This is a genomic window from Ensifer sp. R1-3, assembly GCF_056739175.1.
In genome coordinates, this window is the sequence record NZ_CP096515.1 from 1,203,835 (window position 1) to 1,226,162 (window position 22,328).

Here is a 22,328-nt window from a genome sequence, read left to right on the forward strand (position 1 = left end):
TTCGTGCTTAGGCCGATTTCTCGATCCGCCGCAGGCCGCCCATATAGGGCACAAGGACGTCCGGCACCGTGATCGAGCCGTCATCATTCAGGTAATTCTCGATCACGGCAATCAGCGCCCGGCCGAGAGCGACGCCGGAGCCGTTGAGCGTGTGGACGAACTTCGTCCCCTTCTCTTCTTTCCCGCGGTAACGTGCGTTCATACGGCGGGCCTGGAAATCGCCGCAGACGGAGCAGGAGGAAATTTCGCGATAGGCGTCCTGGCCCGGCAGCCAGACCTCGAGATCATAGGTCTTGCGCGCGCCGAACCCCATATCGCCGGTGCAGAGCGTCATGACGCGGTAGTGCAGGCCGAGGCGCTTCAGCACCTCCTCGGCACAAGCGGTCATCCGCTCGTGCTCGTCGATCGAACTTTCGGCGTCGGTGATCGACACCAGTTCGACCTTGTTGAACTGATGCTGGCGCAACATGCCGCGGGTGTCACGACCTGCGGAACCGGCCTCGGAGCGGAAGCACGGGGTCAGCGCAGTGAAGCGCAACGGTAGTTTTTCACCGTCGAGAATCTGCTCCCGCACCATGTTCGTCAGCGGCACTTCCGCGGTCGGGATCAGCCAGCGCCCCTCGGTCGTACGGAAGAGATCGTCGGAGAATTTCGGCAACTGTCCGGTGCCGTACATCGCATCGTCGCGGACGAGCAAAGGAGGCTGAACCTCGATGTAGCCATGCTCCCCGGTGTGCAGATCAAGCATGAACTGGCCGAGTGCCCGCTCGAGGCGCGCAAGCTGGCCCTTCAGGATGGTGAAGCGCGAGCCGGCAATCCGGGCCGCTCCTTCGAAGTCCATCAGTCCCAGCGCCTCGCCAATCTCGAAATGCTCGAGAGGCTTGTGGTTCCAGCCGGGCTTGGCGCCGACGACCCGGGTCACGACATTCGCGCTTTCGTCCGCACCGACGGGCACGTCGGCGAGCGGCGTGTTGGGGATGCGCGACAGCGCATCCGAGAGCTCGGCCTCGATCCGGCGGCTTTCCTCTTCGGCCGCCGGCAACGCATTCTTGAGGTCGGCGACTTCGGCCTTGAGCCTGTCGGCCAGCTCGCTGTTCTTCTGGGCCATCGCCGCGCCGATCTCCTTCGACGCAGCATTGCGCCGCGACTGCATGTCCTGCAACGACTGGAGGACTGCGCGGCGGCGTTCGTCAAGTGCGATCAGGGACGCCGACAATGGCTCCGCACCCCGTTTCGCCAGGGCTTCATCGAGCGCGTCTGCATTCTCACGGATCCATTTGATATCGAGCATAGTCGTTCCACGCGTTGGTTGCTGCATGACATCGGAGCCGTTGACGACGAAATCCTGCAGCGATTCAGAATGCCACAGCGCCCCTCGCGCGTCCGAAGAGCGCGGGCGCTGCAGTAACGGCGCAAGAACTCCGCGGTCAGCCCTTGGCGGGGTCAGCCGTCTCGGACGAACTTTCCTGCTCGGAGGCAGCCTCGCGCTCGAGGGCCTCGGCAGCCCTTCGCCTTTCGACGATTCGCGCCGTGTAGATTGAAATTTCGTAGAGAAGGATGGCTGGCAGCGCAAGGCCGATCTGGGAAACCGGATCCGGCGGCGTCAGAACCGCTGCGACCACGAAGGCGATCACGATCGCGTATTTGCGCTTTTCGGCAAGCCCCTGGGAGGTGACGAAGCCGACACGCGCGAGGAGCGTCGTGATGACCGGCAACTGGAACACCAGACCGAAGGCGAAGACCAGAGACATGATGAGGCTGAGATACTCGGACACCTTCGGCAGGAGCTGGATGGCGACCTGCCCTTCGCCGCCGCCCTGTTCCATGGCGAGGAAGAACCACATGACCATCGGCGTGAAGAAGAAATAGACCAGCGCGCCGCCAAGCAGGAACAGGAGTGGCGAAGCGACGAGGAACGGCAGGAAGGCAGCGCGTTCGTTCTTGTAAAGGCCGGGTGCAACGAACCGGTACACCTGCGACGCGATGACTGGAAATGCGATCACCAGCGCACCGAACATCGCGACTTTGATCTGCGTGAAGAAGAACTCCTGCGGCGCCGTGTAGATGAGCTCGACGTTGCGGTGGCTGAGCCCGGCCCAGCTCACGGCCCACTTGAACGGCAGAACAAGGAGGTTGAACAGCTGCTTGGCAAAATAGAAGCAGACGAGGAACGCCACGAAGAATGCGCCCACCGCCCACATCAACCGCGTGCGCAGTTCGATCAGATGCTCGATAAGCGGCTGCGGCCGGTCCTCGATATCGCGGCTCATGCATCACCTTTCTTGCGCGAAGCCGCGCGCGTCTTCGACTTGTTCGCAGCCGGCGCTTCGCCCGGCGCCTTGCGCGCCGGCGACTTCTTCGGCGCCGTTTCGCCCGCGGCCTTCTTCGTGACGGAAGTGCCTGGCTTCTTCGACTGCGCTCTGGGCTTGGGCGCAGGTTTCGGTTCGCTCGCCTTCGGCACGTCGGCGGCACGGTCCATCTGCCTCGATGCCGAGCTCACCGCTGCCGCCGCCACCTTTTCCGTGGCTTTTGCCGCCGTTTCGCCGACGGCGTCGGTATTGACCGGTTCGACCAGCGGTTCGGGCGTTGCGGAGGCTGGCGGTCTGTCGGGCGCGGTCGCCTTTTGCAGATCGGATTTGATCTCGTTTCCGAGCTGCCGCAGCGGGTTCATCGCATCCCGCAATGCCGCGGTCGGATTGAGACTTTGCGCATCGCTGATCGTCTTGCGCACGTCGTCGAGATCGGCTTCGCGCAGCGCCTCGTCGAACTGCCGCCGAAAATCGGACGCCATTCCGCGCATCTTGGACGTCATCCGTCCAAACGCGCGCAGCATCGGCGGCAGGTCCTTCGGACCGACGACGATGATCAAGACGATTGCGATAACAACAAGCTCGGTCCAGCCGATATCAAGCATCCGACGCGCCCTAAAAACCCGTGATGCGGGCTACCGGGTGCCTGTCGCACCCAGCCCCGTCAGCTTCCGACCGTCAGCGGACTTCGTCAGATTTGTGGTCGACGGTCTTGCCGTCGATCGATTTGTCGGCCGAAGCGACCTCGTCGTCGCCCATGCCCTTCTTGAAGTTCTTGATGCCTTTGGCAACGTCGCCCATCAACTCGGGGATCTTGCCGCGGCCGAACAGCAGCAGAACCACCGCCAGAACGATCAGCCAATGCCAGATACTAAAGGAACCCATCCACTTACTCCCTCGAGACCCTAAACAGATTAGAGCCCAGCACGTTGTCATTTTTCAGGCGCACCCCTCAGGGGACGCCTCCTCTTGGCGGACCCTAAGGTGTTGATGCGTCTTTTTCAAACACCAATATGTCGCGCTCGTTAACGGAAAGCGTGACGTCACGCAATCCTTGCGGCAGCAAATCGGCGCGGATGCGGGCGCGAACCGTGCGTTCGGACTGCGGCACGGCGAGTTCCAAAAGCTCCACGACGCCCAGGAAGCGCCGGGACACGATGCGCGCCGGAATTTCTCCACCGGTCTCGTCGAGCCGGATGCCGGAAAGACGCACGGCTACGCTCAGTGGCTGCCCCTCCGTATATTGCCCGGTTGCCACAACCCCCAGCGGCGTTTCGACATGACCGTCCCGCACGCGCGCATCGAAGACGTTTATTTCGGAGAAGAAGCCGGCAGTGAAGAGATCGCAGGGCCGGCGATAGAGCTCGTCCGCCGTGCCGACCTGCACCAGGCGGCCGTCCTTCAGGAGGGCGATCCGGTCAGCCATACGCATCGCCTCCTCGGCGTCGTGCGTTACGACGATGGCGGTCGCGCGCGTCTCGCGCAGTATGGCCAGCGTGTCGGCGCGGATGGAATCCTTCAGGCGGGAATCGAGGCCGGAAAAAGGCTCGTCCATCAGCAGCACCGCCGGCCGCGGCGCAAGTGCACGGGCCAGCGCCACGCGCTGCTGCTCGCCGCCGGAGAGCACATGCGGATACCGCTCGGCATAATGCAGAAGGCCGACCCGCTCCAGCGCGGCATCGGCCTGCAGCAATGCCTTCTTCTTCGGCAATTCGGTCAAGCCGAAACAGACGTTCTCACGGATGGTCATATGAGGAAAAAGGGCGAAGTCCTGGAACATCAGGCCGACGCCGCGTTGCTCGGGCGGAACGAAGATGGAAGGGCCGGATATTTCCTGTCCGTTCAGCAGAAGGCGCCCGCCCGTCTGCTTCTCGATGCCCGCGGCGATACGCAACAGCGTTGTCTTGCCGGAGCCGGACGGTCCGAGCAGGCAGAGCACTTCGCCGGCTTCGGCCTTGAGCGTTACGCCCTTGATCGTATCCTTGGAATGGTAACGATGGCTGATATTCTCGAATGCCAGGTTCGCTGCGAACGACACACCCGAGCGCCTCGTCATCGCGACGGCGCCGTTACGCGCATCTGAAACCATGCTTGCATTCCTCGACCCGAAGATCCCGTTCTATACCTAAAGCCGATATCCATACTCAGGATTTTTAATCGTCTTCTTCAGGCTTCGGTGTCAAGAGGCCCAGTTCTTCGAGGTCCATCTGGGTGATGGGATCCTCGTTTTCGGCAAACTCATCGTCGCCGATCGGAACCGGAATGTTCAGATGGGAAGGGACACGCCCGGACAGCAGGCCGGCCCCCTTCAGTTCCTCGATGCCGGGAAGATCGCGGATCTCTTCGAGGCCGAAATGATCGAGGAAGTCTCTCGTCGTGCCGAACGTCACCGGACGCCCGGGCGTGCGCCTGCGACCGCGGAACCGCACCCATCCTGCCTCCATGAGCACGTCGAGGGTACCCTTCGAAGTCTGGACGCCGCGGATATCCTCGATCTCTGCCCGTGTCACCGGCTGGTGATAGGCGATGATCGCCAGCACCTCCAGCGCCGCGCGCGACAGTTTGCGGACCTCCTGCTCGTCCGTATTGACGACGAAGGACAGATCCGCGGCAGTGCGGAAGGCCCAATGGTCGGCGACCTGAACAAGGTTGACGCCGCTGCCCGCATAACGGTTCTTGAGCCTCGCCATCACGCTTCCGACGTCCACACCGCGCGGCAGGCGCCCGGCGATATAGGCTTCTGAAACCGGTTGGGCGGAGGCAAATACGAGGGCCTCGGCGATCCGCTCGGCTTCCTGCTCGAGCCTCGGATCGAAAGAAAATTCTTCCTCGTAATCCTCGTCACCGGGCAGGAATTTCTGGGCTTCAGCCACGCGCCGCCTCCATCTCCGCCAAGGTTGCCGCATCGAACGGATTTGGCCCGCGCCGCAGATAGATCGGCGTGAAGGCCCCTTCCTGACGGATTTCCAACCGCCCTTCGCGCACCATTTCGAGTGACGCCGCAAAGGAGCTCGCAATCGCCGTCGCGCGCTCCTTCGGGCTTGTCATGTAGCGGATCAGGAAATGGTCGAGCGCCGTCCAGTCGTCAAGGCTCCCGACCATTCTCGCCAGGATCAAACGCGCATCGCCGAGCGACCAGACATGCCGCTTCTCGATCGTCACCTGGGTTATCGCCTGACGCTGCCTGAGCGTCGCATAAGCTGTCAGCAGGTCGTAGAGCGAGGCGTCATAATCGGACTTCCTCTCCGTGACGATGTGCTCGGGCGCACCGCGCACGAAGATGTCCCGGCCGAGGCGGTTCCTGTTCACGAGTTTCATCGCGGCGTCGCGCATCGCCTCCAGACGTTTCAGGCGGAACGCAAGCGCCGAGGCCATCTCCTCGCCCGATGGGCCTTCATCCTTTGCCGGCTGAGGGATGAGCAGGCGCGACTTGAGATAGGCCAGCCACGCCGCCATGACGAGATAGTCGGCTGCAAGCTCAATACGGATAGACCGTGCCCGCTCGACGAAGGCGATATATTGTTCCGCGAGCGCCAGCACCGAAATGCGGGAAAGATCGACGCGCTGGCTGCGCGCAAGGTGCAGCAGGAGGTCCAGCGGACCTTCGAAGCCGGCGATGTCAACGACGAGCTCGTCCTCGTGCAATCCGCGACGGGCAGACTCGTCCTGCCACAAAGGCTCCATCGGCGCCTTCGCGGAAGGCATTTCCTGCCTTTCGTCCGATTTGCTCACGACCCTGCCCTTTCAGCAACGGACCCGCCCGCCAGGCTCAAGAGCCTAGGCGAGCGCAAACATTGCGTTGAACTCCGCGCGCAGTGCAGCTTCGACTGCGTCGTCCGGTTCCCGGAAAGCGGCCTCGGCAGCCCTCGCCCGGCGGAGCCTCTCCCCGGAGAGAACCGGAACGACATCTGCCACGGCCTTCATTTCTTCCATAATGCCGTGACAATGCAAGACGAGATCAAGACCGGCGGCGATTATTCCGCCGGCACGTGCCGTCATGTCGCCGGCAAGCGCATTCATGGAGACGTCATCGGACATCAGCAGACCGTCGAAGCCGATGTGGCCCCGGATGATCTCGCGCACGACTTTCGCAGAGGTCGTCGCCGGGTTGTCCGGGTCGATAGCAGTGAAGACCATGTGCGCCGACATGGCCATCGCTTCGTCCTTCATTGCCGCGAAGGGCAGAAAATCGCTGCTCTTCAATTCATCGAGACCGGCGCTGACGACCGGCAGGTTGTGATGCGAGTCGACGAAGGTCCGGCCGTGACCGGGCATGTGCTTCATCACCGGCAGCATGCCGCCCGCCTTCAAACCTTCGCTCATCGCGCGACCGATCGCGGTTACCGTCGCCGGGTCATGCCCGTAGGCACGATTGCCGATCACGTCATGGCTGCCGGGTACCGGCACATCGAGTACCGGCAGGCAATCGACCGTAATGCCGAAGCGCATCAGGTCGAAGGCATGCAGACGCCCCATGAGCCATGCGGCACGCAGGCCGAGTTCCCTGTCCCGCCGATAGATTTCACCGATGGCCGCGCCGTTCGGATATTGCTGCACGAGCGGCGGGCGTATGCGCTGAACGCGACCGCCCTCCTGATCGATCAATACCGGGGCCCGGGGGCTGCCGATGCTCTCACGCAGGCTCGCCACCAGGTCGCGGATCTGCTCTTCCTCGCCGATATTGCGTCCGAAGAGAATGAAGCCCCATGGGCGCTCGCCCGCAAAGAAGTCGCGTTCTTCCTGCGTCAGCGTGAGGCCCTTGCAGCCGGATATGAATGCTTTTGATTCGCTCATGCGAAAAGCATACTGCATGTTTCCCGGAGCGGGAAAAGTGTGTGCGGTTTCCGCCCACTCCCGCTCCAGCCCTTTGCACAACGAAAACGGGCGCGGCATCCCTGCCGCGCCCGTTCTCGTTTCGGACTTTGCCGTGTTTATTTCGTTACCAGGCAGCTTCCGCCGGCGCTTTTATAGCGAGAGCAAAGCGAATTGGCCTCCTCGCGCGAACCGACGGGGATCCTGACCCGGTAATACGTGCCCTTGCCGGCGATCTCTGCCTTGCGGATGTCCACCCCGCGACCGCCGATCACGCTCGCGAACTTCGAGGAGAGATTGTTGTAGCTCTTCTGCGCCTCGGCCTCCGAAGGCAGAGAGGCAATCTGGATCACGTAGCTGCCGGCGGGAACCGAAGCCGTCGCCAGCGGTGCGGCTGCCGTTTCGGTTGCCGGCTGGCTTTCCGCGGGGGCCGCGGCGGGAGCAGCCGCCTCCGGCTGAGCGGCCGGGCGTGCCTGCGGCAGCGCGGTCGTCTTTACGCTTCGAACGGGAGTGACTCCTTCGGACGCCGCAGCGAGCTGATCCGGCGGCGCGGCAGCGGTTGCTTCGGCTTGTGAACCGGCGGCAACCGCTTCACCGGACGCACGGGCCGGGATCGGCGCCGCACCGCCGGCTGCTACCGCCGCGCTTTCCGGTTGCGGAGCCGGTTCCTCACGGGGGACAAGCGTACCGTCCGGCTTGACGATCATGGTGCGGACCTTGCGCGGTGCAACGGCGGGAACCGCTTCCTCTTCATCAGTCGCATTGCCGGCATCAGCCCCCGGCAGCAAGCGGGCGACCTCGTCGTCGTCGGCGGGCGAAGCACCCGGCAACATCTCGACGTCTCCACGTCCCTCGAGCGGCAAAGTCTCCGGCGTCAGCGTCCGCTGCACCACGTCCATCGGCTCCTCCGTCGAGGAGACCAGGCTCTGCTGGAGCGGCGCCTTGCCCGAGACGCCGGCAACGCGGTCGTAAACCGCCTTGTCCTGGTTCGGCACAGTCTTGCCGCCCTTCTCCTCGGGTACGACCTTCACCGGCGCCTTGTCCGCCAGGATGATCTTCGGACCATCGCCGGAAAGCACCGCGTTGCTGCCGCCCATCCAAGCGTAGACGGCGGCGCCGCCGACGATGATGATCCCGGCAACGCTGGCGGCCAGCAGCATCGAGCGCTGGGACCGCCGGCCATAACCCTCTTCACGATATTCCTCGGCCCGAGCATGGGGCATCGCCGTCACGCGCTCGGCTTCCTGCGTTGCGCTCCGGCGCTCCGCCATCGAGCGCTGGAAGTCTTCCTCCATCGCCTTCTCGAACTCGTCGAAATCATCGGCCGGTGCGAGTGCAGGACCCGCCTTGTCCGCCGATACAGACACGGGCTCGAGGTCTGCGCCGTTCTTGGCAGCAGGCGTCGGCGCGCTGAACAGCTGCGCCATCTCGGCGTCGATATCCAGATCGTAATCGGCCGGATAAGCCGCTGCTTTTTCCTCGGTCTCAACCGGAGGGAGTTGTGGAACGTCCAGTTCGCCGATCGGTGCGACGCCGCTTTCGGTCTCGCCGATCATCGCCGGGTCGAAAGGCAAGGCTACGCCGGCGGATGGCTTTTCGGGCTCCACCGGCACAGACATGTCCCGCGCCGATACCGGCGCTTGATGGACGAATGTCTCCGGCTCGCGTGGCGCGGCCATAGCCTGCAGATACGGCTGCGCAGGCGTTTCCACGAGCGCCGGGTGCGCTACGGCGGCTTGCGTAGCGACAACGCTCGCCGGCGCCTCAGCAACCGGGCTGTCCGCAAGATCGAGGTCGAGCGCTATGTCAGCCAATTCGAGTTCGAAGTCCTCGATGTCGAAGCTCGGCTCGACTTCCGCTTCCGGCATCCTGTTTTCGGGGATCTGAGGCGCTGCTTCCGCACGCATCTCGGGCGCACGTTCAGGCGACACGCTCTGCGCGACGACCGCCGGGCTTGTGGCAGCCGCGCTTGCGACAGCGGTCTCGACGGTCGGTGTGGCAAAAGCCCGCTGCTGCGAAACGCCGCCTGACGACGCTACCGGAGTCGCGCGGCTGAACGTCGGAGTAAAGGGATAATTGTTCTTCTTCACCGCCGCCGGAGCGGGCCGATCCTGAGTTTCGGCCACGGCCGGCGCAGCGGCTTCTGCGGCGGCAGGCACCGGAAAACGCTCGACATCGGTCAGGAGCCGGTCGGCGTCGGTGGAAGCTGACGGTTGCGACGGCATTTCCGGGGGTGCGACGGCAATGTCCGCCAGCTCGTCGCTCTCGACCGCACCGGCGAGATCGCCGGCCATGTCGACATAGACGGGCTCTGCAAGCCCGGCCTGCTCGGCGAGTTTGCCGGCTACGGCCAGCTTGGCGGAAAGCGGCTCCTGCCAGTCGGAGAAGATAGGAACATCGCTTACGTCGGCAGGTACGGAACCCGGCTGGGCAGCGTCGGTCGCATCCGGCGACGCATCGTAGCCAAGCGACAATTCGAGCTCGCGCTCTAGGTCCACGGCCGGTTCGTCATGCGGCGCCGCGACCGCAGCCAGATCGCCATTCGACGTCCATTCCACCGGGGTCTCGATCGAAGGCAACGCGGCGGCCTCGGCGACCTCCTCGGGGGCCGGAGCGACATCGGCGACGACTGCATTCTGAGCAGCCTGCTCGTCGAAGACAGAGTGCAGGCCATCGGTCGGCACTGCGGCAGACGGATGTTCGACAAGGCCGCTATCGGGCCGAACAGGCGCCGCATGGGGCGTATCGTAGCTATCGAAGGCGCGGAGGAGCTCCTCCTCGAGATCGAAGGCCGGCTCGCGCCGCATCGCCTCCTGATGGCGCTGAAGTTCCTGCAGTTGCTGAACGGCTGGCCGAGCATCGTAACCGACAATGCGGGCAAGTTCGCTCAACGGATCATCATCGGCCAATGGTTCGAATTCTGCCGGCCCGCTTCGTGCGAATTGTTTGTCTGCCATACTCTCCACTCACAACTGCCTGCGTTGAATTGCCAGTGCATTGTGGGGAATTGGTGACACGACTTACCGCATCTCATCCGGTGCAGAAGTGCCTGTGATCGACAGGCCTGACTTCAATACCGAGGCGACAGCATGCACCAGCCCGAGTCTGGCAATGCTTAATTCTCTATTCTTATCGTTAACAAAACGTAATTCCGGGTTTTCCTTACCTTTGTTCCAGTGTCCGTGGAAGACCGCGGCAAGATCATACAGGTAAAAAGCGATCCGGTGAGGCTCGTGCGAGAGTGCTGCCGCCTCCACCACACGGGGATATTCTGCAAGCTTGGCGACGAGCTGCATTTCGGTGGGATCGACGATCGCGCCGGCCGCGGCCGCGAAATCGACTGAGGACAGATCAAGATCCGGGAATGCTTCCGCAGCCTGCCGGAAAACGGAACGGCAGCGCGCATGGGCGTATTGAACGTAGAAGACCGGGTTGTCCTTCGACTGTTCCGTCACCTTTGCGAAGTCGAAGTCGAGCGGCTCGGAGCTCTTGCGGTAGAGCATCATGAACCGCACGGGATCGCGCCCGACTTCGTCGACGACGTCGCGCAGCGTCACGAAATCGCCCGAGCGCTTGGACATCTTCACGGGCTCGCCGTTGCGATAGAGCTTCACGAGCTGGCAGAGCAGCACCGTCAGCTTCGCCGTTCCGCCGGAGATCGCGCGCGCAAGCGCTTCCAGCCGCTTCACGTAGCCGCCATGGTCGGCGCCGAGGACATAGATCATCTCGTGGAAACCACGATCGAACTTGTCCTTGAAGTAAGCAACATCGGCCGCGAAGTAAGTATAGCTGCCATCGGACTTGATCAGCGGGCGATCGATGTCGTCGCCGACCTCGGTCGAGCGGAAGAGCGTCTGCTCCCTGTCCTCCCAATCTTCCGGCAGCTGCCCCTTCGGCGGCGGCAGCGTGCCCTTGTAGACGTGACCCTTGAAGGTCAAATCGTTGATGGCTGTGCGGATCCGCGCTGCACCGTTGTCGTGCAGGGCCCGCTCGGAAAAGAACACGTCATGGTTGACGTTGAGTGCCGCCAGATCCTCACGGATCATCGCCATCATCGCGTCGATGACGCGCTCCTTGACGAGCGGCACCCATTTGTCCTCCGGCATGATCCTGAGGCTCGTGCCGTACTCGTCCGCGAGCGCCTCGCCCACCGGCACGAGATAGTCACCGGGGTAGAGTCCCGCCGGGATTTCGGCGATATCCTCGCCGAGCGCCTGACGGTAGCGCAGGAATGCCGAGCGGGCGAGCACCTCGATCTGCGAACCCGCGTCGTTGATGTAGTATTCCTTGGTCACGTCATAGCCCGCAAAGGCCAGCAGGTTGGCGAGCGCGTCACCGACGACCGCACCGCGGCAATGGCCGACATGCATCGGACCCGTCGGATTGGCCGAGACATATTCCACGTTGATCTTGCGGCCGGCGCCGAACGTGCTGCGTCCGTAATCGACGCCGGCACGGGTGATGGCTGCCAGAAGCTTCTGCCAATAGGAAACCGACAGGCGGACATTGATGAAACCGGGACCGGCAACGGAGACGCCGGCAACCTCCGGATCCTGCCCGAGCTTGTCGACGATAAGGTCCGCAAGCGCCCGCGGGTTCATGCCCAGGGGCTTGGCGAGCACCATTGCGGCATTGGTCGCCACATCGCCGTGACTTGCATCACGCGGCGGCTCTACATTGATGCGCCCGAAGTCCAGCTCGGATCGCTTTTCACGAATAATCTCAATCGATTCCAGAATTCTGTTAATTCTTGCTTCGAAGTCTGTGAAAAGGTTCATCTAATCCGTCCGCTTTTTCCAGCCACACTGGAGAATGGCGCAAATTCAAAGGAGGCCGGGTCCATCGAGAACCTGCAGCCTCCACGCGGGGGCGTCACTAGCGCAAATCGGGCGTATGGTCAAACAAGCGCCTATGCACGCTTATCGCGAAAGTATCGGTCATACCGGCGAGATAATCCCCGACGTGACGCGCCCGGGCCGGCTCCGCCATACCGGCGATCTGGTCGATCCAGTAATGCTCCTTCATCAGCGACGGATCGTCCATGAAGGCCCGGTAGAGGTCCGTTACGATCGATGCCGCTCCCTGCCGTACCCGCATCACCTCCGGATGCCGATAGATGCGCGTCATCAGCAAATTCTTGATCTGGCGGTCCGTCTCGCTCATCTCATCCGAGAAGGTGGCCATGACCCTGCCCGCGCATCGCACGTCTTTCGCGCTTTCCGGCCGGACTTCACCAAGCCTTTTCTGCGCCACGGCGATGACGTCCTCCACCATGGCGGTGATCTGCCGCCGCATGATCTCATGCGTGAACCGGCTGCTTTCAAGGCCCGGATATCGGTCGTGGACCTCGCGCATCAACCGGGCGAGAAACGGTATCTCTTCCAGCATTTCGAAAGTGAGATAGCCGGCACGCAGACCGTCGTCGATATCGTGGGTATTATAGGCGATATCGTCGGCAATTGCCGCCACCTGCGCCTCGAGGCTCGCAAAGCTCGCAAGCTCGAGGTCGTGAAGCGCGCAGTAATCGAGAATCGGCTGCGGAACCGGGCCGCGGAGGCCCTGCCCGTCGGCGGTCATCAGCGGGCCGTTGTGTTTGACGAGCCCTTCGAGACTCTCCCAGGTGAGATTGAGGCCGTCGAACTCCGCATAGCGCCGCTCCAGCTTGGTGACGATGCGCAGCGACTGGGCGTTGTGATCGAAGCCGCCATAGGGCTCCAGCACCTCGTGCAGTGCGTCCTCGCCGGTGTGCCCGAACGGCGTATGGCCGAAATCGTGGACGAGCGCCACACCCTCGGCGAGATCCTCGTCCAGTTTCAGCGCCCTGGCGAGAGCGCGAGCGATCTGGGCGACTTCGATCGTATGCGTGAGCCGCGTGCGGTAGTGGTCTCCGTCGGCGGCAATGAAGACCTGCGTCTTGTGCTTCAGCCGCCGGAAGGCCGTGGTATGAACGATGCGGTCGCGGTCGCGCTGGAAATCGGAACGGGTCGGGCTCGATGCCTCGGGGTAAAGTCTGCCGCGGGAAGCCCAGGGGTTCGATGCATAAGCTGCGTGTTCACCGTAACCGAAACCAAGGGCCTGCCTGTCGACTGTCATTTCACACCTGCGCGCGTCATCCCATTGACGGGACATTCAAGCCTTCATACCTATAGAAAGCGCTACAGGAAAGCGACGCCGGCCGGCGACTCCGTCCCCTCGGGGCGGAACAGCGGCTTGCGGCAAGCCTGAAGATCGCCTGTCATGGCACGCGATTATAGCGTCAGAGCGAAGACGAATCTCTCCGGTTCTTGACCCCGGCAGGAGGCAAATAAGATGCAGGAAACAGTTACGCTTTCGGATGCGGCGGCCAGACGCATTGCCGCCATTCTCCAGGCGGAGAAGGACAAGAGCGCGATGCGCGTCTCCGTCGAAGGCGGCGGGTGCTCGGGCTTCTCCTACAAGTTCGATTTGGTGGACGCGGCAAATGCCGACGATCTCATCCTCGAAAAGGACAACGCCAAGGTCCTGATCGACAGCCTGTCGCTGGTCTATATGGGCGGCTCGGAGATCGATTTCGTCGACAACCTCCTCGGGCAGTCCTTCCAGATCAACAATCCGAACGCCGTCGCAAGCTGCGGATGCGGAACAAGCTTTTCGATCTGACGCCTCGCGCTGCATGACGCCACAGCTAAAGGTAGGGCGATCCGAGCCAGAGCAATCGGTTTGCCAGACGGTTTACGAGCGGCTGCGCGCGGAGCCCTGCAAGGGTCACTTCATCCGCGGCCGCGCGTATGGCACGGACCTTTTCGCCGATTGCGCGTGCGAAGGCTTCGTCGAGTATTTCGAGGTCGAACTCGAAATTGAGGCGCAGGGAGCGGGGATCGAGATTGGTCGAACCGACATAGGCCCAGCGATCGTCGATGACCATCAGCTTGGAATGGTTGAAGGCGCCCTTTGCCCGCCAGACGCGGCAATGACCTTTCAGCACCTGGTCGAACTGTGCCGTCATAGCGCGGTCGACGAGTGTCAGATTGTTGACGGAGGGCACGACGATGTCGACTTCGACGCCCTTCCTCGCCGCCGTCACGAGCGCGCTGACCAATTCCTTGTCGGGCAGGAAATAGGGCGACATCAACCGGATATGTTTTCGCGCCATCGAAAAGGCGCCCATAAGCATCTTGTGATTCGTCTCGTTGGTATTGTCAGGACCTGAGGGAACGGCCCGCATCAGCACCGATCGCCCGTCCGGCTCCGCCGGAAGGTCGGCGAGCCGCCAGCCCTCGCCTGCCAGTATCTCCTTGCTCGAAAACTGCCAGTCTTCCGCGGCAACCTGAAAGATATCGGCGACAACGGGTCCGGTCACGCGGAAATGCGTGTCGAAAGAAGCAGCCTTGCCTGCGATTTCAGCGGCGAAGCCCACGCGGATGTTCATGCCGCCGGCGAAAGCGACCGCGCCGTCGACAACCATGATCTTGCGGTGTGTCCTGAGATTGGCATAGGGCAGCCTCAGGCCCATGATGATATTGCCGTTGAAGACGGCGGTCGGCACGCCTCCTTCCTTCAGATAGCCCACAATGGACGGCACGGAATAGCGCGCACCCACGGCATCGATCAGGACGCGCACGGCGACGCCGCGTTTCACTGCGGCGATCAGGGCATCGGCGAACCGCATGCCGATGGGATCGCGGTCGAAAATATAGCTCTCGATGAGAATGCTGCGACGGGCGGAGGAGATCTCGTCGAGCATCGCCGCATAGACCGCGTCGCCGCCCTCGAGCATGGTGATGTGGTTTCCCGCCGACATCGTGAAGCGCGCAACCCGGTCTCCAAGCATCTTCATTGCCGCGAAACGCTGCCCGAAACGGGCCACCACCTGATCATGCGTGACATCGAAGCGCCCGAAAGGGTCCCGCTCGGTCGAGCGCAGCAGCGAGCGCTGCAAGCCGATAGACGAGCGGCGCATCCGATTGATGCCGGCAACCGCGTAGATGACCGCACCGATGACCGGTGAGAGCAGCACAACCCCGACCCAGCCGGCGGCCGCCCGCACATCGTCTTTCGTCATCGCCGCATGGATGATTGCCGGGACGCCGAGGACGACCGAAAGCAGCGCCAGAAAATGCGGCCAGTAACTCTCTATGAACGCGATCATGCGCGGGACTATAGACGGACGCGGTGCGGAATCAATTCGGCTACTTAAGGGTGAAATCTAGCGCGGGGAAGAAGCGGAAGATGCGCCGGAACGGCGGCCGCCTGATCCGGACCCATGTGGCGGGTCCCGGATTTGTCAAAAGAATTTCCAGCGGCTAGAACGAACCGACCGAACGGACTCAAATCTCGTGAGATGCAAGGCTGCCCAATGAAGATTGCCACATGGAACATCAATGGCGTCAAAGCGCGTCTCGACGGCCTCGTTGGCTGGCTGAGGGAATCGAACCCCGACATCGCCTGTCTGCAGGAGATCAAATCCGTCGACGAAACATTTCCGAGAGGCGAGATCGAGGCGCTCGGCTACCATGTGGAGACGCATGGACAGAAAGGCTTCAATGGCGTCGCCCTGCTCTCCAAGGTGAGACCGGACGAGATCAATCGCGGATTGCCGGGAGACACCGCCGACGAACAGTCGCGCTTCATCGAAGGCGTGTTCTCCGTCAATGGCGGAGCCCTTCGGGTCTGCTGCCTCTATCTGCCCAACGGAAATCCGGTAGAGACGGAAAAATACTCCTACAAGCTCGCATGGATGCGGCGCCTGGCCGCCTTTGCGGAACAGAGGCTCGTCCTCGAGGAACCGCTCATCCTGGCCGGCGACTACAACGTCATTCCGGAGGCGCACGACTGCTGGGACGTAAAGGTCTGGCGGAACGACGCTCTCTACCTGCCGGAGACACGTGCCGCCTTTCGGCGGCTGCGCAACCTTGGCTTCACCGACGCGGTGCGCGCGACCTCCGACGAGGCGCCGCTCTATTCATTCTGGGATTATCAGGCCGGCTGCTGGCAGAAGAATTTCGGCATCCGCATCGATCACCTGATGCTGTCGCCGGAGGCGGCAGACAAGCTCGTGTCGACCTCTATCGAAAAGCACGTCCGGGCCTGGGAAAAGCCGTCCGACCATGTGCCCGTAACGGCTGAATTCGCGTTCGAGACGGCCTGAGGCGAGCCGACCTTCCCTGCCCTAAGGTCGCCATCCTCGGGTCAGGCCACGCGGGACCTCAATCGTCGTCGTTCTGCAGATGCATGTTCTGGGACATCGTTATCGCTACCCGGCGGTCGTCTTCGGTGGCGAGCGAGAACGCCTGTTCCTGCATGGCCTGGAGCCAGGGCCGGTCCTTGGGGGAACATTGGCCGAGCGCCGCCGTCATGTATGCGAGACCGCGAGCAGTCTGACCTTCCTGGAAAATGACGTTGCCGAAAACGCCCATGGCGCCGGCATGACCATTCTTGCGCGCCCGGTTCAGCCATTTCTTGGCCTGCTGGACATTGACGCTTCCGCCCTCGCCCGAAAGCAGCATGCGCGCGAGCTGAAATTGCGCTTCCGCCACGCCGAAAGTGGAGGCCGCCTGGAAATACAACTGCCTGGCCTGCGACAGGTCGGACCTTACCGGGGTATCGGGAATGCCGCGCCGGTAGTAGCCGGCAAGCGAAATCAATGCATTGACGAAGTAGCCGGTATCTTCCGAGCCGGGCTCGACGCCCTGTTGCGCAATTTCGCTGTAGATCTTGAAGGCTTCGAGATCGTTCTCCGCGACACCATCGCCATAGGCGTACATATTCGCGAGCGCCCAGCGAGAGCCCGTGTGCCCCTTTTCGGCCGCATAGCGGTAGGCCTCGACCGCTTCGTCTTTCCGGCCGCTCTTGTAGGCGGAAAAACCGAACTTGAAGAGCGCGAAGGGGCCTGACTCCTTGGTCACGCCGGCTCCGGGATCGAAAGCCCGTGCTGGCCCGGCCGCGGCTGCGCCAACCGCCAGCGACATGCCAAGCACCGCAACCCTAAGCGACTTCAATTCACCCGCGCGCATAACAATCAGTTTCTTTCGTTCGAGCCGGCCACGCCGACCCCATCACCGTCGCGAAGATGCTGTACGCACTGGCTCCTGCGCCCACCGGTGCTCCGGCTGCGTGCCTGAGGCCAATTGCTACGGAATATCATGACGGCACACAAACTCACTTCACCTCAACGCGGGCATGGAACTCGACTAGCCTTCGTCCCTATATCGCTGCTCTCATTTTGTGGCGGGAAATGGACATAATCGACCCGGCCCGGATAGTAGCAAACCGTAGCAGGAAATGTGTTGCTGAATCGTCACATTCACAACCGCTTATAAGCGTGGTTACCAGACACAAAAAAGGCCCGGGGAGACCGGGCCTTTTGGAGTAATTGCCGAGAGGTCAGAACCTGACCTTCAGAGAGGTTGAGATGGCCCCGACGAAGTCATTGCCGAAGTCGTAGGAGACGTCACCGCCAATTGTTTGTCCTTCGAAATCAACCGGCCCTGAACTGCCGCTGGTCAGGATTCCGACGACACCGGCGAGACGGATTTCCACATTTTCGGTCGGCGTATAGGAAACACCTGTGCCGAGCGTCCAGGTATCGGTCTGCGCGCCGTATCCCTGGCTTGTTCCACGATCCCAGGTGAGGCTGACTGCACCGCTCCACTGATCGTTGAACTTGTGGCCGATGCCGCCGGTAACCGTCCAACCGTCCCGGTAAAGGAGGTCGAGGCTGGTGCACGGCGTAGTAGGCGATATCGTCGCAGGGCAGAATGTTACAACCTGCAGCTGACTCCAATCGGTCCATTTGATGGAGCCAAACGCCAACCAGCCGGGGGCAATGCCCGATTGAACCTTGAGTTCAAGCGAATCCGGCATCGAGGCCGAACCCTGAACGTCATATTTGGTGCCGGTGATCACCCGAGGACCAACCGGAAAAGGGTTCGGAAACGCAAGCTGACGCAGATCGATGAAGCCCGAAAGATCATCCAGATCCACAGCACTGTTATAAACTAAGCTCGCCCGCATCGCATATTCGGGAATTTCGTACGCGACGCCGGTGCGCCAGCCCCATCCGCTATCTTCCAGCTCGAGACGACCGACGCCGGAAAAGGTTGAAAACGGAAACGGCGCGAAGGTGTAATCCTGCACGAGCCGTTCTTTAAAGCCTCCCACTTCCTGATAGAACCCACCGCCAATAACACGGAAATAGCCGGGTCCCATTTGCCACTTATAGGAACAGGTGGCCGCATAGTTGTCGCTCTCCACCTTCGTCTCGATGTTGTTGTTGGCACCGGCCCAGTTTTTGCCGGGGTTGGTGTGGGCGCCCCAAGGCTGCGAGTAGTCCGCCATACAGTCAATACTGTCACCCAAGGCAGCCTTAATGCCGATGCGGGGCGCCCAATAGCTCTCGGTGTCGTCCGCGGTGCTTGGACGATAATTCAGGTTTCCGCCACCGAATGTCCCGCCGAGTATGTCCGTATCGGCGGTATCCGTATCCTCTACATTCTTCAGCTTACGCTGCGGATTGACATAGGTCGCCGTCGCTTCTGCCGCATAGTCCGACGGGTCGAACAAGAGATCGATATTATAGCCGCTGCGTTCAAGCCCTCCCGCCTGCGCAGCCGAGGCCACGAGCATTCCGGCAACCGCAGCCAGAATACCCTGCTTCAATCCAATTCGAGCCATCAAGCTCCTCCCCTGCATTCCAAATCATGCGACCACCCAGCTCGATGCCGCGCTTGAGGGAAGTATCCTCACGATTGCGTGAAATGGCAAACTGCAAACCCCGGGAAAGGCCCGGCGGGCACGGTCACCGGATTTACGTAAGAATTCCCATTTCTCGCCACAATTCGAACTCCAGTAGAATTTCATTCCTTTAAGGCCAGGATTTTGATCACCCGGAGGAACTAATTTCTATTTAAGGCGGCGTGTGTGACGCTTGAACAACAACATGGCTTTTTACGCGAAACCCTTGCGGAGCACTATTGAAACGCCGGCACGTAAAACCTAAGCGTGCATTGTCGGCCGCCCCCACCTCATTACCTCGCGCAGTGACCAAGCATCCGATTCGCGGCACGGGCGAGAAATTAGAAAATCCGCGGCATTGCTGCCGCGGATTCCATTTCACCGCGAACCTGCCGGGGCGATGAAGCTTCAGCCCGCTTCCGAAACGCGGGACAAAGCAACGCCGAGCGATTCTCTTTGCAGGTCGAGTTCGACCAGCCGCTCGCGCTCGGCCTCGACCAGTTCAGGCTTGGCATTGGCGACGAATTTTTCGTTGGCGAGCTTGCCGAGGATTCGCTCCCGCTCGACGTCGACCTTTGCGATGGCCTTTTCCAGGCGCAACTTTTCGGCCGCGAGATCGATGAGACTGCCGAGCGGAAGGCAAGCCGTCGCTTCGCCGACCACGATCTGAGCGCTGCCGCGGGGCGCCACTGACGCGTGCTCGATGTTCTCCACCCTCGCCAGACGCTTGATCGCGGAGGCGTGCCTGTCGAGCCGCTCGCTCGTCAGCGCCTTCGCCCCAACGATGACCAGTGGTGCCATCGCCGCCGGAGGGACGTTCATTTCGGCGCGAACCGAACGAATGCCGGAGACGAGGTCGATCAGCCAGTTGATTTCGTCCGCGGCCGCGTCATCCGCATAGAAGGCGGCAGGCCATTCGGCATGACAAAGGAGCGTCGTACGCTCTCGCCCGGGACCGGTCGTCTTTTCCCAAAGCTCTTCCGTCATGAAGGGCATGAACGGATGCAGCAGCTTATAGATCTCATCCAGGACATAGGCCGTGCAGGCCTGGGACTCGCGCTTGGCCGCCTCGTCGTCGCCGTTGAAGACAGGCTTCAGGAGTTCGAGATACCAGTCGCAGAACTGGTTCCAGACGAAGCGGTAAAGGGCTCCCGCCGCTTCGTTGAAGCGGTAATCCTCGATCGCCTCGCTCACGTCACGAATGGTGCGCGACAGTTCCGTCAGGATCCAGCGGTTGATCGTCAGCGACGCGGCCTCGGGGATGAAGCCTTCGCTGCTTATTGCCCCGTTCATCTCGGCAAAGCGGGTCGCATTCCACAGCTTGGTTCCGAAGTTGCGGTAGCCTGCTATCCGGGCCGGGTCGAGCTTCACGTCGCGCCCCTGAGCCGCCATGATCGCCAGCGTGAAGCGCAATGCGTCGGCGCCGTATTCGTCTATCAGCTCCAGCGGATCGATGACGTTGCCCTTGGACTTCGACATCTTCTGCCCGTTCTTGTCACGGACGAGCGCATGGACATAAACCGTATGGAACGGCTCGACTGGCGTGCCGTCCGCATCCTTCATGAAATGAAGGCCCATCATCATCATCCGGGCGACCCAGAAGAAGATGATGTCGAAACCGGTTACCAGCACATCGGTCTGATAGTATTTGTCGAGCTCGGGCGTCTCCTTCGGCCAACCGAGCGTCGAGAAGGGCCAGAGCGCCGAGGAGAACCAGGTGTCGAGGACGTCCTCGTCGCGTGTCAGGATCTCACCCGGCTTGAAGTTTTCGAGCAGGTCTTCGACATAGGCCTTCATCGGTCCTTCATGGGCGATGTAGTGCTGGATCGCCGCATGCAGCGCTTCCTCCTCGTTTCGCTCAACGAAGATCTGCCCATCGGGACCGTACCAGGCGGGAATCTGATGGCCCCACCAGAGCTGGCGGGAAATGCACCAGGGCTGAATGTTCTCCATCCATTCGAAATAGGTCTTTTCCCAGTTCTTCGGGACGAAGTTCGTCCTGCCTTCCTTGACCGCCGCAATCGCCGGCTTCGCCAAAGTCTTGGCGTCGACATACCATTGCTCGGTCAGGCGCGGCTCGATCGGCACGCCGCCGCGGTCGCCATGGGGCACCATGTGCTTGTGGGGCTCGATATGATCCACGAGGCCGGCCTCTTCAAGCATCTCGACGATCAGCTTGCGGGCTTCGAAGCGATCCTTGCCTTCCAGCCGGTCCCAGGCGCCATGGAGCGCCGCCGGATGGTCGAGACCTTCGAGGAAATCCTCATTGTTCTTGATCGTTATCCGGCCGTCTGCCGTGAGAACGTTGACCTGCCTCAGTCCTTGGCGCTTGCCGACGTCGAAATCGTTGAAGTCATGGGCAGGCGTCATCTTTACCGCGCCGGTGCCGGTCGTCGGATCCGGATACTCGTCGGCGACGATCGGGATGCGGCGCCCGACGATCGGCAGGATGACATGCTTGCCGACGATGCCTCTGTAGCGGACGTCATCCGGGTGCACGGCAACGCCGGTGTCGCCGAGCATGGTTTCCGGACGCGTGGTCGCGACGACGAGATAGTCGCGCGTCTCCCATTCCGTCGCATTGCCGTCCTCATCGAAGGCGACAGGATGCTGATAGGTCACGCCCTCTTCGAGCGGGTAGCGCAGATGCCAGAGATGGCCGTTGACCTCGACCGGCTCGACCTCGATGTCGGAAATCGCGGTCTGCAGCTTCGGGTCCCAGTTGACCAGACGGGTGTCGCGATAGATGAGGCCTTCCTTGTAAAGGCTGACGAAGACCTCGATAACCGCCTCGGACAGGCCCTCGTCCATCGTGAAGCGCTCGCGCGACCAGTCGCAGGAGGCGCCGAGCCGCTTCAATTGATTGAAGATCAGGCCCCCGGACTCGGCCTTCCACTCCCAGACCCTCTCTATGAAGGCCTCGCGGCCCATGTCGCGGCGGCTCGGAAGCTGACGTTCCATGAGCTGGCGCTCGACGACCATCTGGGTCGCGATACCCGCATGATCCATACCCGGCTGCCAGAGCACATCCTTGCCGCGCATGCGCTCGAAGCGGACCATGATGTCCTGCAGCGTGTTGTTCAGCGCGTGACCCATGTGCAGCGAACCCGTCACGTTCGGCGGCGGGATCACGATCGTGAAGGTCTCCGCGTCCGGCTTCGCGTTGACACCGGCGCGGAAGGCATCCGCTTCGTCCCAGGCCTTGGCGATCTTCGGTTCTACCGCTGCGGAATCGTAGGTTTTATCAAGCATTCTTTGGCCGATTTCTGGAGATTGATGTCAGCGTTTGTAAACCGGAAGGCCCGGGGCAAGTCAACCTGAACGGGGAAAAAGCCGCAGCCATCGTGCTTGCGGCTTCCATCTTAGAGCACTTCCAGGAAAAGTGTGTAACGGTTTTCCGTCCGGAAGTGCGCAGGTTCAAAGACTTAGAGCACTTCCAGGAAAAGTGTGTAACGGTTTTCGCTCGGAAGTGCGCAGGTCAAAATCGCTTTCGGG

Annotated in this window: 17 protein-coding genes; 2 read left to right on the forward strand and 15 right to left on the reverse strand. The window is 61.8% G+C overall.

The window, feature by feature from the left end:
- Positions 1 to 7: 7 nt before the first annotated feature.
- The 11 genes from serS to M1D43_RS05845 form a co-directional block, all read right to left on the reverse strand.
- Positions 8 to 1,291: a serine--tRNA ligase gene (gene serS, locus M1D43_RS05795; protein WP_153313548.1), complete on the reverse strand. Its 1,284-nt coding sequence runs from the start codon at positions 1,289 to 1,291 to the stop codon at positions 8 to 10.
- A gap of 136 nt (positions 1,292 to 1,427) precedes the next feature.
- Complete coding sequence (gene tatC / locus M1D43_RS05800) at positions 1,428 to 2,270, reverse strand: twin-arginine translocase subunit TatC (protein WP_003534569.1); 843 nt, start codon at positions 2,268 to 2,270, stop codon at positions 1,428 to 1,430.
- Positions 2,267 to 2,914 carry a Sec-independent protein translocase protein TatB gene (gene tatB / locus M1D43_RS05805; RefSeq protein ID WP_153313547.1) on the reverse strand — a complete coding sequence of 216 codons (648 nt, stop codon included), beginning with the start codon at positions 2,912 to 2,914 and terminating at the stop codon, positions 2,267 to 2,269. Before tatB ends, tatC begins: the two co-directional genes overlap by 4 nt.
- A gap of 73 nt (positions 2,915 to 2,987) precedes the next feature.
- Positions 2,988 to 3,194, reverse strand: coding sequence for a twin-arginine translocase TatA/TatE family subunit (locus M1D43_RS05810; protein ID WP_003534564.1), 207 nt, complete (start codon positions 3,192 to 3,194; stop codon positions 2,988 to 2,990).
- Between the two features lie 94 nt (positions 3,195 to 3,288).
- Positions 3,289 to 4,398, reverse strand: coding sequence for an ABC transporter ATP-binding protein (locus M1D43_RS05815; protein ID WP_010969280.1), 1,110 nt, complete (start codon positions 4,396 to 4,398; stop codon positions 3,289 to 3,291).
- Between the two features lie 64 nt (positions 4,399 to 4,462).
- Positions 4,463 to 5,182 carry an SMC-Scp complex subunit ScpB gene (gene scpB, locus M1D43_RS05820; RefSeq protein WP_010969279.1) on the reverse strand — a complete coding sequence of 240 codons (720 nt, stop codon included), beginning with the start codon at positions 5,180 to 5,182 and terminating at the stop codon, positions 4,463 to 4,465.
- Positions 5,175 to 6,014: a segregation and condensation protein A gene (locus M1D43_RS05825; protein WP_014526708.1), complete on the reverse strand. Its 840-nt coding sequence runs from the start codon at positions 6,012 to 6,014 to the stop codon at positions 5,175 to 5,177. The genes scpB and M1D43_RS05825 overlap by 8 nt, the downstream gene beginning before the upstream one ends.
- Before the next feature lie 72 nt (positions 6,015 to 6,086).
- Positions 6,087 to 7,121: a beta-N-acetylhexosaminidase gene (nagZ, locus tag M1D43_RS05830; RefSeq protein ID WP_027990060.1), complete on the reverse strand. Its 1,035-nt coding sequence runs from the start codon at positions 7,119 to 7,121 to the stop codon at positions 6,087 to 6,089.
- Between the two features lie 119 nt (positions 7,122 to 7,240).
- Positions 7,241 to 10,078, reverse strand: coding sequence for an SPOR domain-containing protein (locus M1D43_RS05835; protein WP_153313546.1), 2,838 nt, complete (start codon positions 10,076 to 10,078; stop codon positions 7,241 to 7,243).
- A gap of 63 nt (positions 10,079 to 10,141) precedes the next feature.
- Positions 10,142 to 11,899, reverse strand: a complete 1,758-nt coding sequence (gene argS / locus M1D43_RS05840; RefSeq protein ID WP_010969275.1) for an arginine--tRNA ligase — start codon at positions 11,897 to 11,899, stop codon at positions 10,142 to 10,144.
- A 97-nt stretch (positions 11,900 to 11,996) separates the two neighbouring features.
- Positions 11,997 to 13,214, reverse strand: a complete 1,218-nt coding sequence (locus M1D43_RS05845; protein WP_003534550.1) for a deoxyguanosinetriphosphate triphosphohydrolase — start codon at positions 13,212 to 13,214, stop codon at positions 11,997 to 11,999.
- Between the two features lie 216 nt (positions 13,215 to 13,430).
- On the opposite strand from M1D43_RS05845, the gene erpA reads away from it, so the two are divergent.
- A complete protein-coding gene (erpA, locus tag M1D43_RS05850; protein WP_003534548.1) occupies positions 13,431 to 13,760 on the forward strand; it encodes an iron-sulfur cluster insertion protein ErpA in 330 nt (109 codons plus the stop codon).
- 25 nt (positions 13,761 to 13,785) lie between these two features.
- Here the strand turns inward: erpA and M1D43_RS05855 are convergent, their stop codons facing one another.
- A complete protein-coding gene (locus M1D43_RS05855; protein ID WP_153313544.1) occupies positions 13,786 to 15,249 on the reverse strand; it encodes a phospholipase D-like domain-containing protein in 1,464 nt (487 codons plus the stop codon).
- 207 nt (positions 15,250 to 15,456) lie between these two features.
- Between M1D43_RS05855 and xth the strand changes: the two genes are divergently transcribed.
- Positions 15,457 to 16,248 carry an exodeoxyribonuclease III gene (xth, locus tag M1D43_RS05860; RefSeq protein ID WP_153313543.1) on the forward strand — a complete coding sequence of 264 codons (792 nt, stop codon included), beginning with the start codon at positions 15,457 to 15,459 and terminating at the stop codon, positions 16,246 to 16,248.
- A 58-nt stretch (positions 16,249 to 16,306) separates the two neighbouring features.
- On the opposite strand, the gene exoR is transcribed toward xth, so the two are convergent.
- From exoR to M1D43_RS05875, 3 genes are all read right to left on the reverse strand, one after another.
- Positions 16,307 to 17,113, reverse strand: coding sequence for a two-component system ChvIG regulator ExoR (exoR, locus tag M1D43_RS05865; RefSeq protein ID WP_153313542.1), 807 nt, complete (start codon positions 17,111 to 17,113; stop codon positions 16,307 to 16,309).
- A 370-nt stretch (positions 17,114 to 17,483) separates the two neighbouring features.
- Positions 17,484 to 18,773 (reverse strand): OmpP1/FadL family transporter, encoded by a 1,290-nt coding sequence (locus M1D43_RS05870; protein WP_010969273.1) that lies wholly within the window; start codon positions 18,771 to 18,773, stop codon positions 17,484 to 17,486.
- A gap of 468 nt (positions 18,774 to 19,241) precedes the next feature.
- Positions 19,242 to 22,085: a valine--tRNA ligase gene (locus tag M1D43_RS05875; protein ID WP_153313541.1), complete on the reverse strand. Its 2,844-nt coding sequence runs from the start codon at positions 22,083 to 22,085 to the stop codon at positions 19,242 to 19,244.
- Between the last annotated feature and the right edge of the window lie 243 nt (positions 22,086 to 22,328).

Excerpts from the sequence above, each read along its gene's own strand:
- xth (WP_153313543.1), top strand. The coding sequence starts at position 15,457 with ATGAAGATTGCCACATGGAACATCAATGGCGTCAAAGCGCGTCTCGAC.
- tatC (WP_003534569.1), bottom strand. The coding sequence starts at position 2,270 with ATGAGCCGCGATATCGAGGACCGGCCGCAGCCGCTTATCGAGCATCTG.
- nagZ (WP_027990060.1), bottom strand. The coding sequence starts at position 7,121 with ATGCAGTATGCTTTTCGCATGAGCGAATCAAAAGCATTCATATCCGGC.
- M1D43_RS05845 (WP_003534550.1), bottom strand. The coding sequence starts at position 13,214 with ATGACAGTCGACAGGCAGGCCCTTGGTTTCGGTTACGGTGAACACGCA.
- M1D43_RS05810 (WP_003534564.1), bottom strand. The coding sequence starts at position 3,194 with ATGGGTTCCTTTAGTATCTGGCATTGGCTGATCGTTCTGGCGGTGGTT.
- exoR (WP_153313542.1), bottom strand. The coding sequence starts at position 17,113 with ATGCGCGCGGGTGAATTGAAGTCGCTTAGGGTTGCGGTGCTTGGCATG.
- M1D43_RS05870 (WP_010969273.1), bottom strand. The coding sequence starts at position 18,773 with ATGGCTCGAATTGGATTGAAGCAGGGTATTCTGGCTGCGGTTGCCGGA.
- serS (WP_153313548.1), bottom strand. The coding sequence starts at position 1,291 with ATGCTCGATATCAAATGGATCCGTGAGAATGCAGACGCGCTCGATGAA.
- M1D43_RS05815 (WP_010969280.1), bottom strand. The coding sequence starts at position 4,398 with ATGGTTTCAGATGCGCGTAACGGCGCCGTCGCGATGACGAGGCGCTCG.
- argS (WP_010969275.1), bottom strand. The coding sequence starts at position 11,899 with ATGAACCTTTTCACAGACTTCGAAGCAAGAATTAACAGAATTCTGGAA.
- M1D43_RS05855 (WP_153313544.1), bottom strand. The coding sequence starts at position 15,249 with ATGATCGCGTTCATAGAGAGTTACTGGCCGCATTTTCTGGCGCTGCTT.
- M1D43_RS05825 (WP_014526708.1), bottom strand. The coding sequence starts at position 6,014 with ATGCCTTCCGCGAAGGCGCCGATGGAGCCTTTGTGGCAGGACGAGTCT.
- tatB (WP_153313547.1), bottom strand. The coding sequence starts at position 2,914 with ATGCTTGATATCGGCTGGACCGAGCTTGTTGTTATCGCAATCGTCTTG.
- erpA (WP_003534548.1), top strand. The coding sequence starts at position 13,431 with ATGCAGGAAACAGTTACGCTTTCGGATGCGGCGGCCAGACGCATTGCC.
- M1D43_RS05875 (WP_153313541.1), bottom strand. The coding sequence starts at position 22,085 with ATGCTTGATAAAACCTACGATTCCGCAGCGGTAGAACCGAAGATCGCC.
- M1D43_RS05835 (WP_153313546.1), bottom strand. The coding sequence starts at position 10,078 with ATGGCAGACAAACAATTCGCACGAAGCGGGCCGGCAGAATTCGAACCA.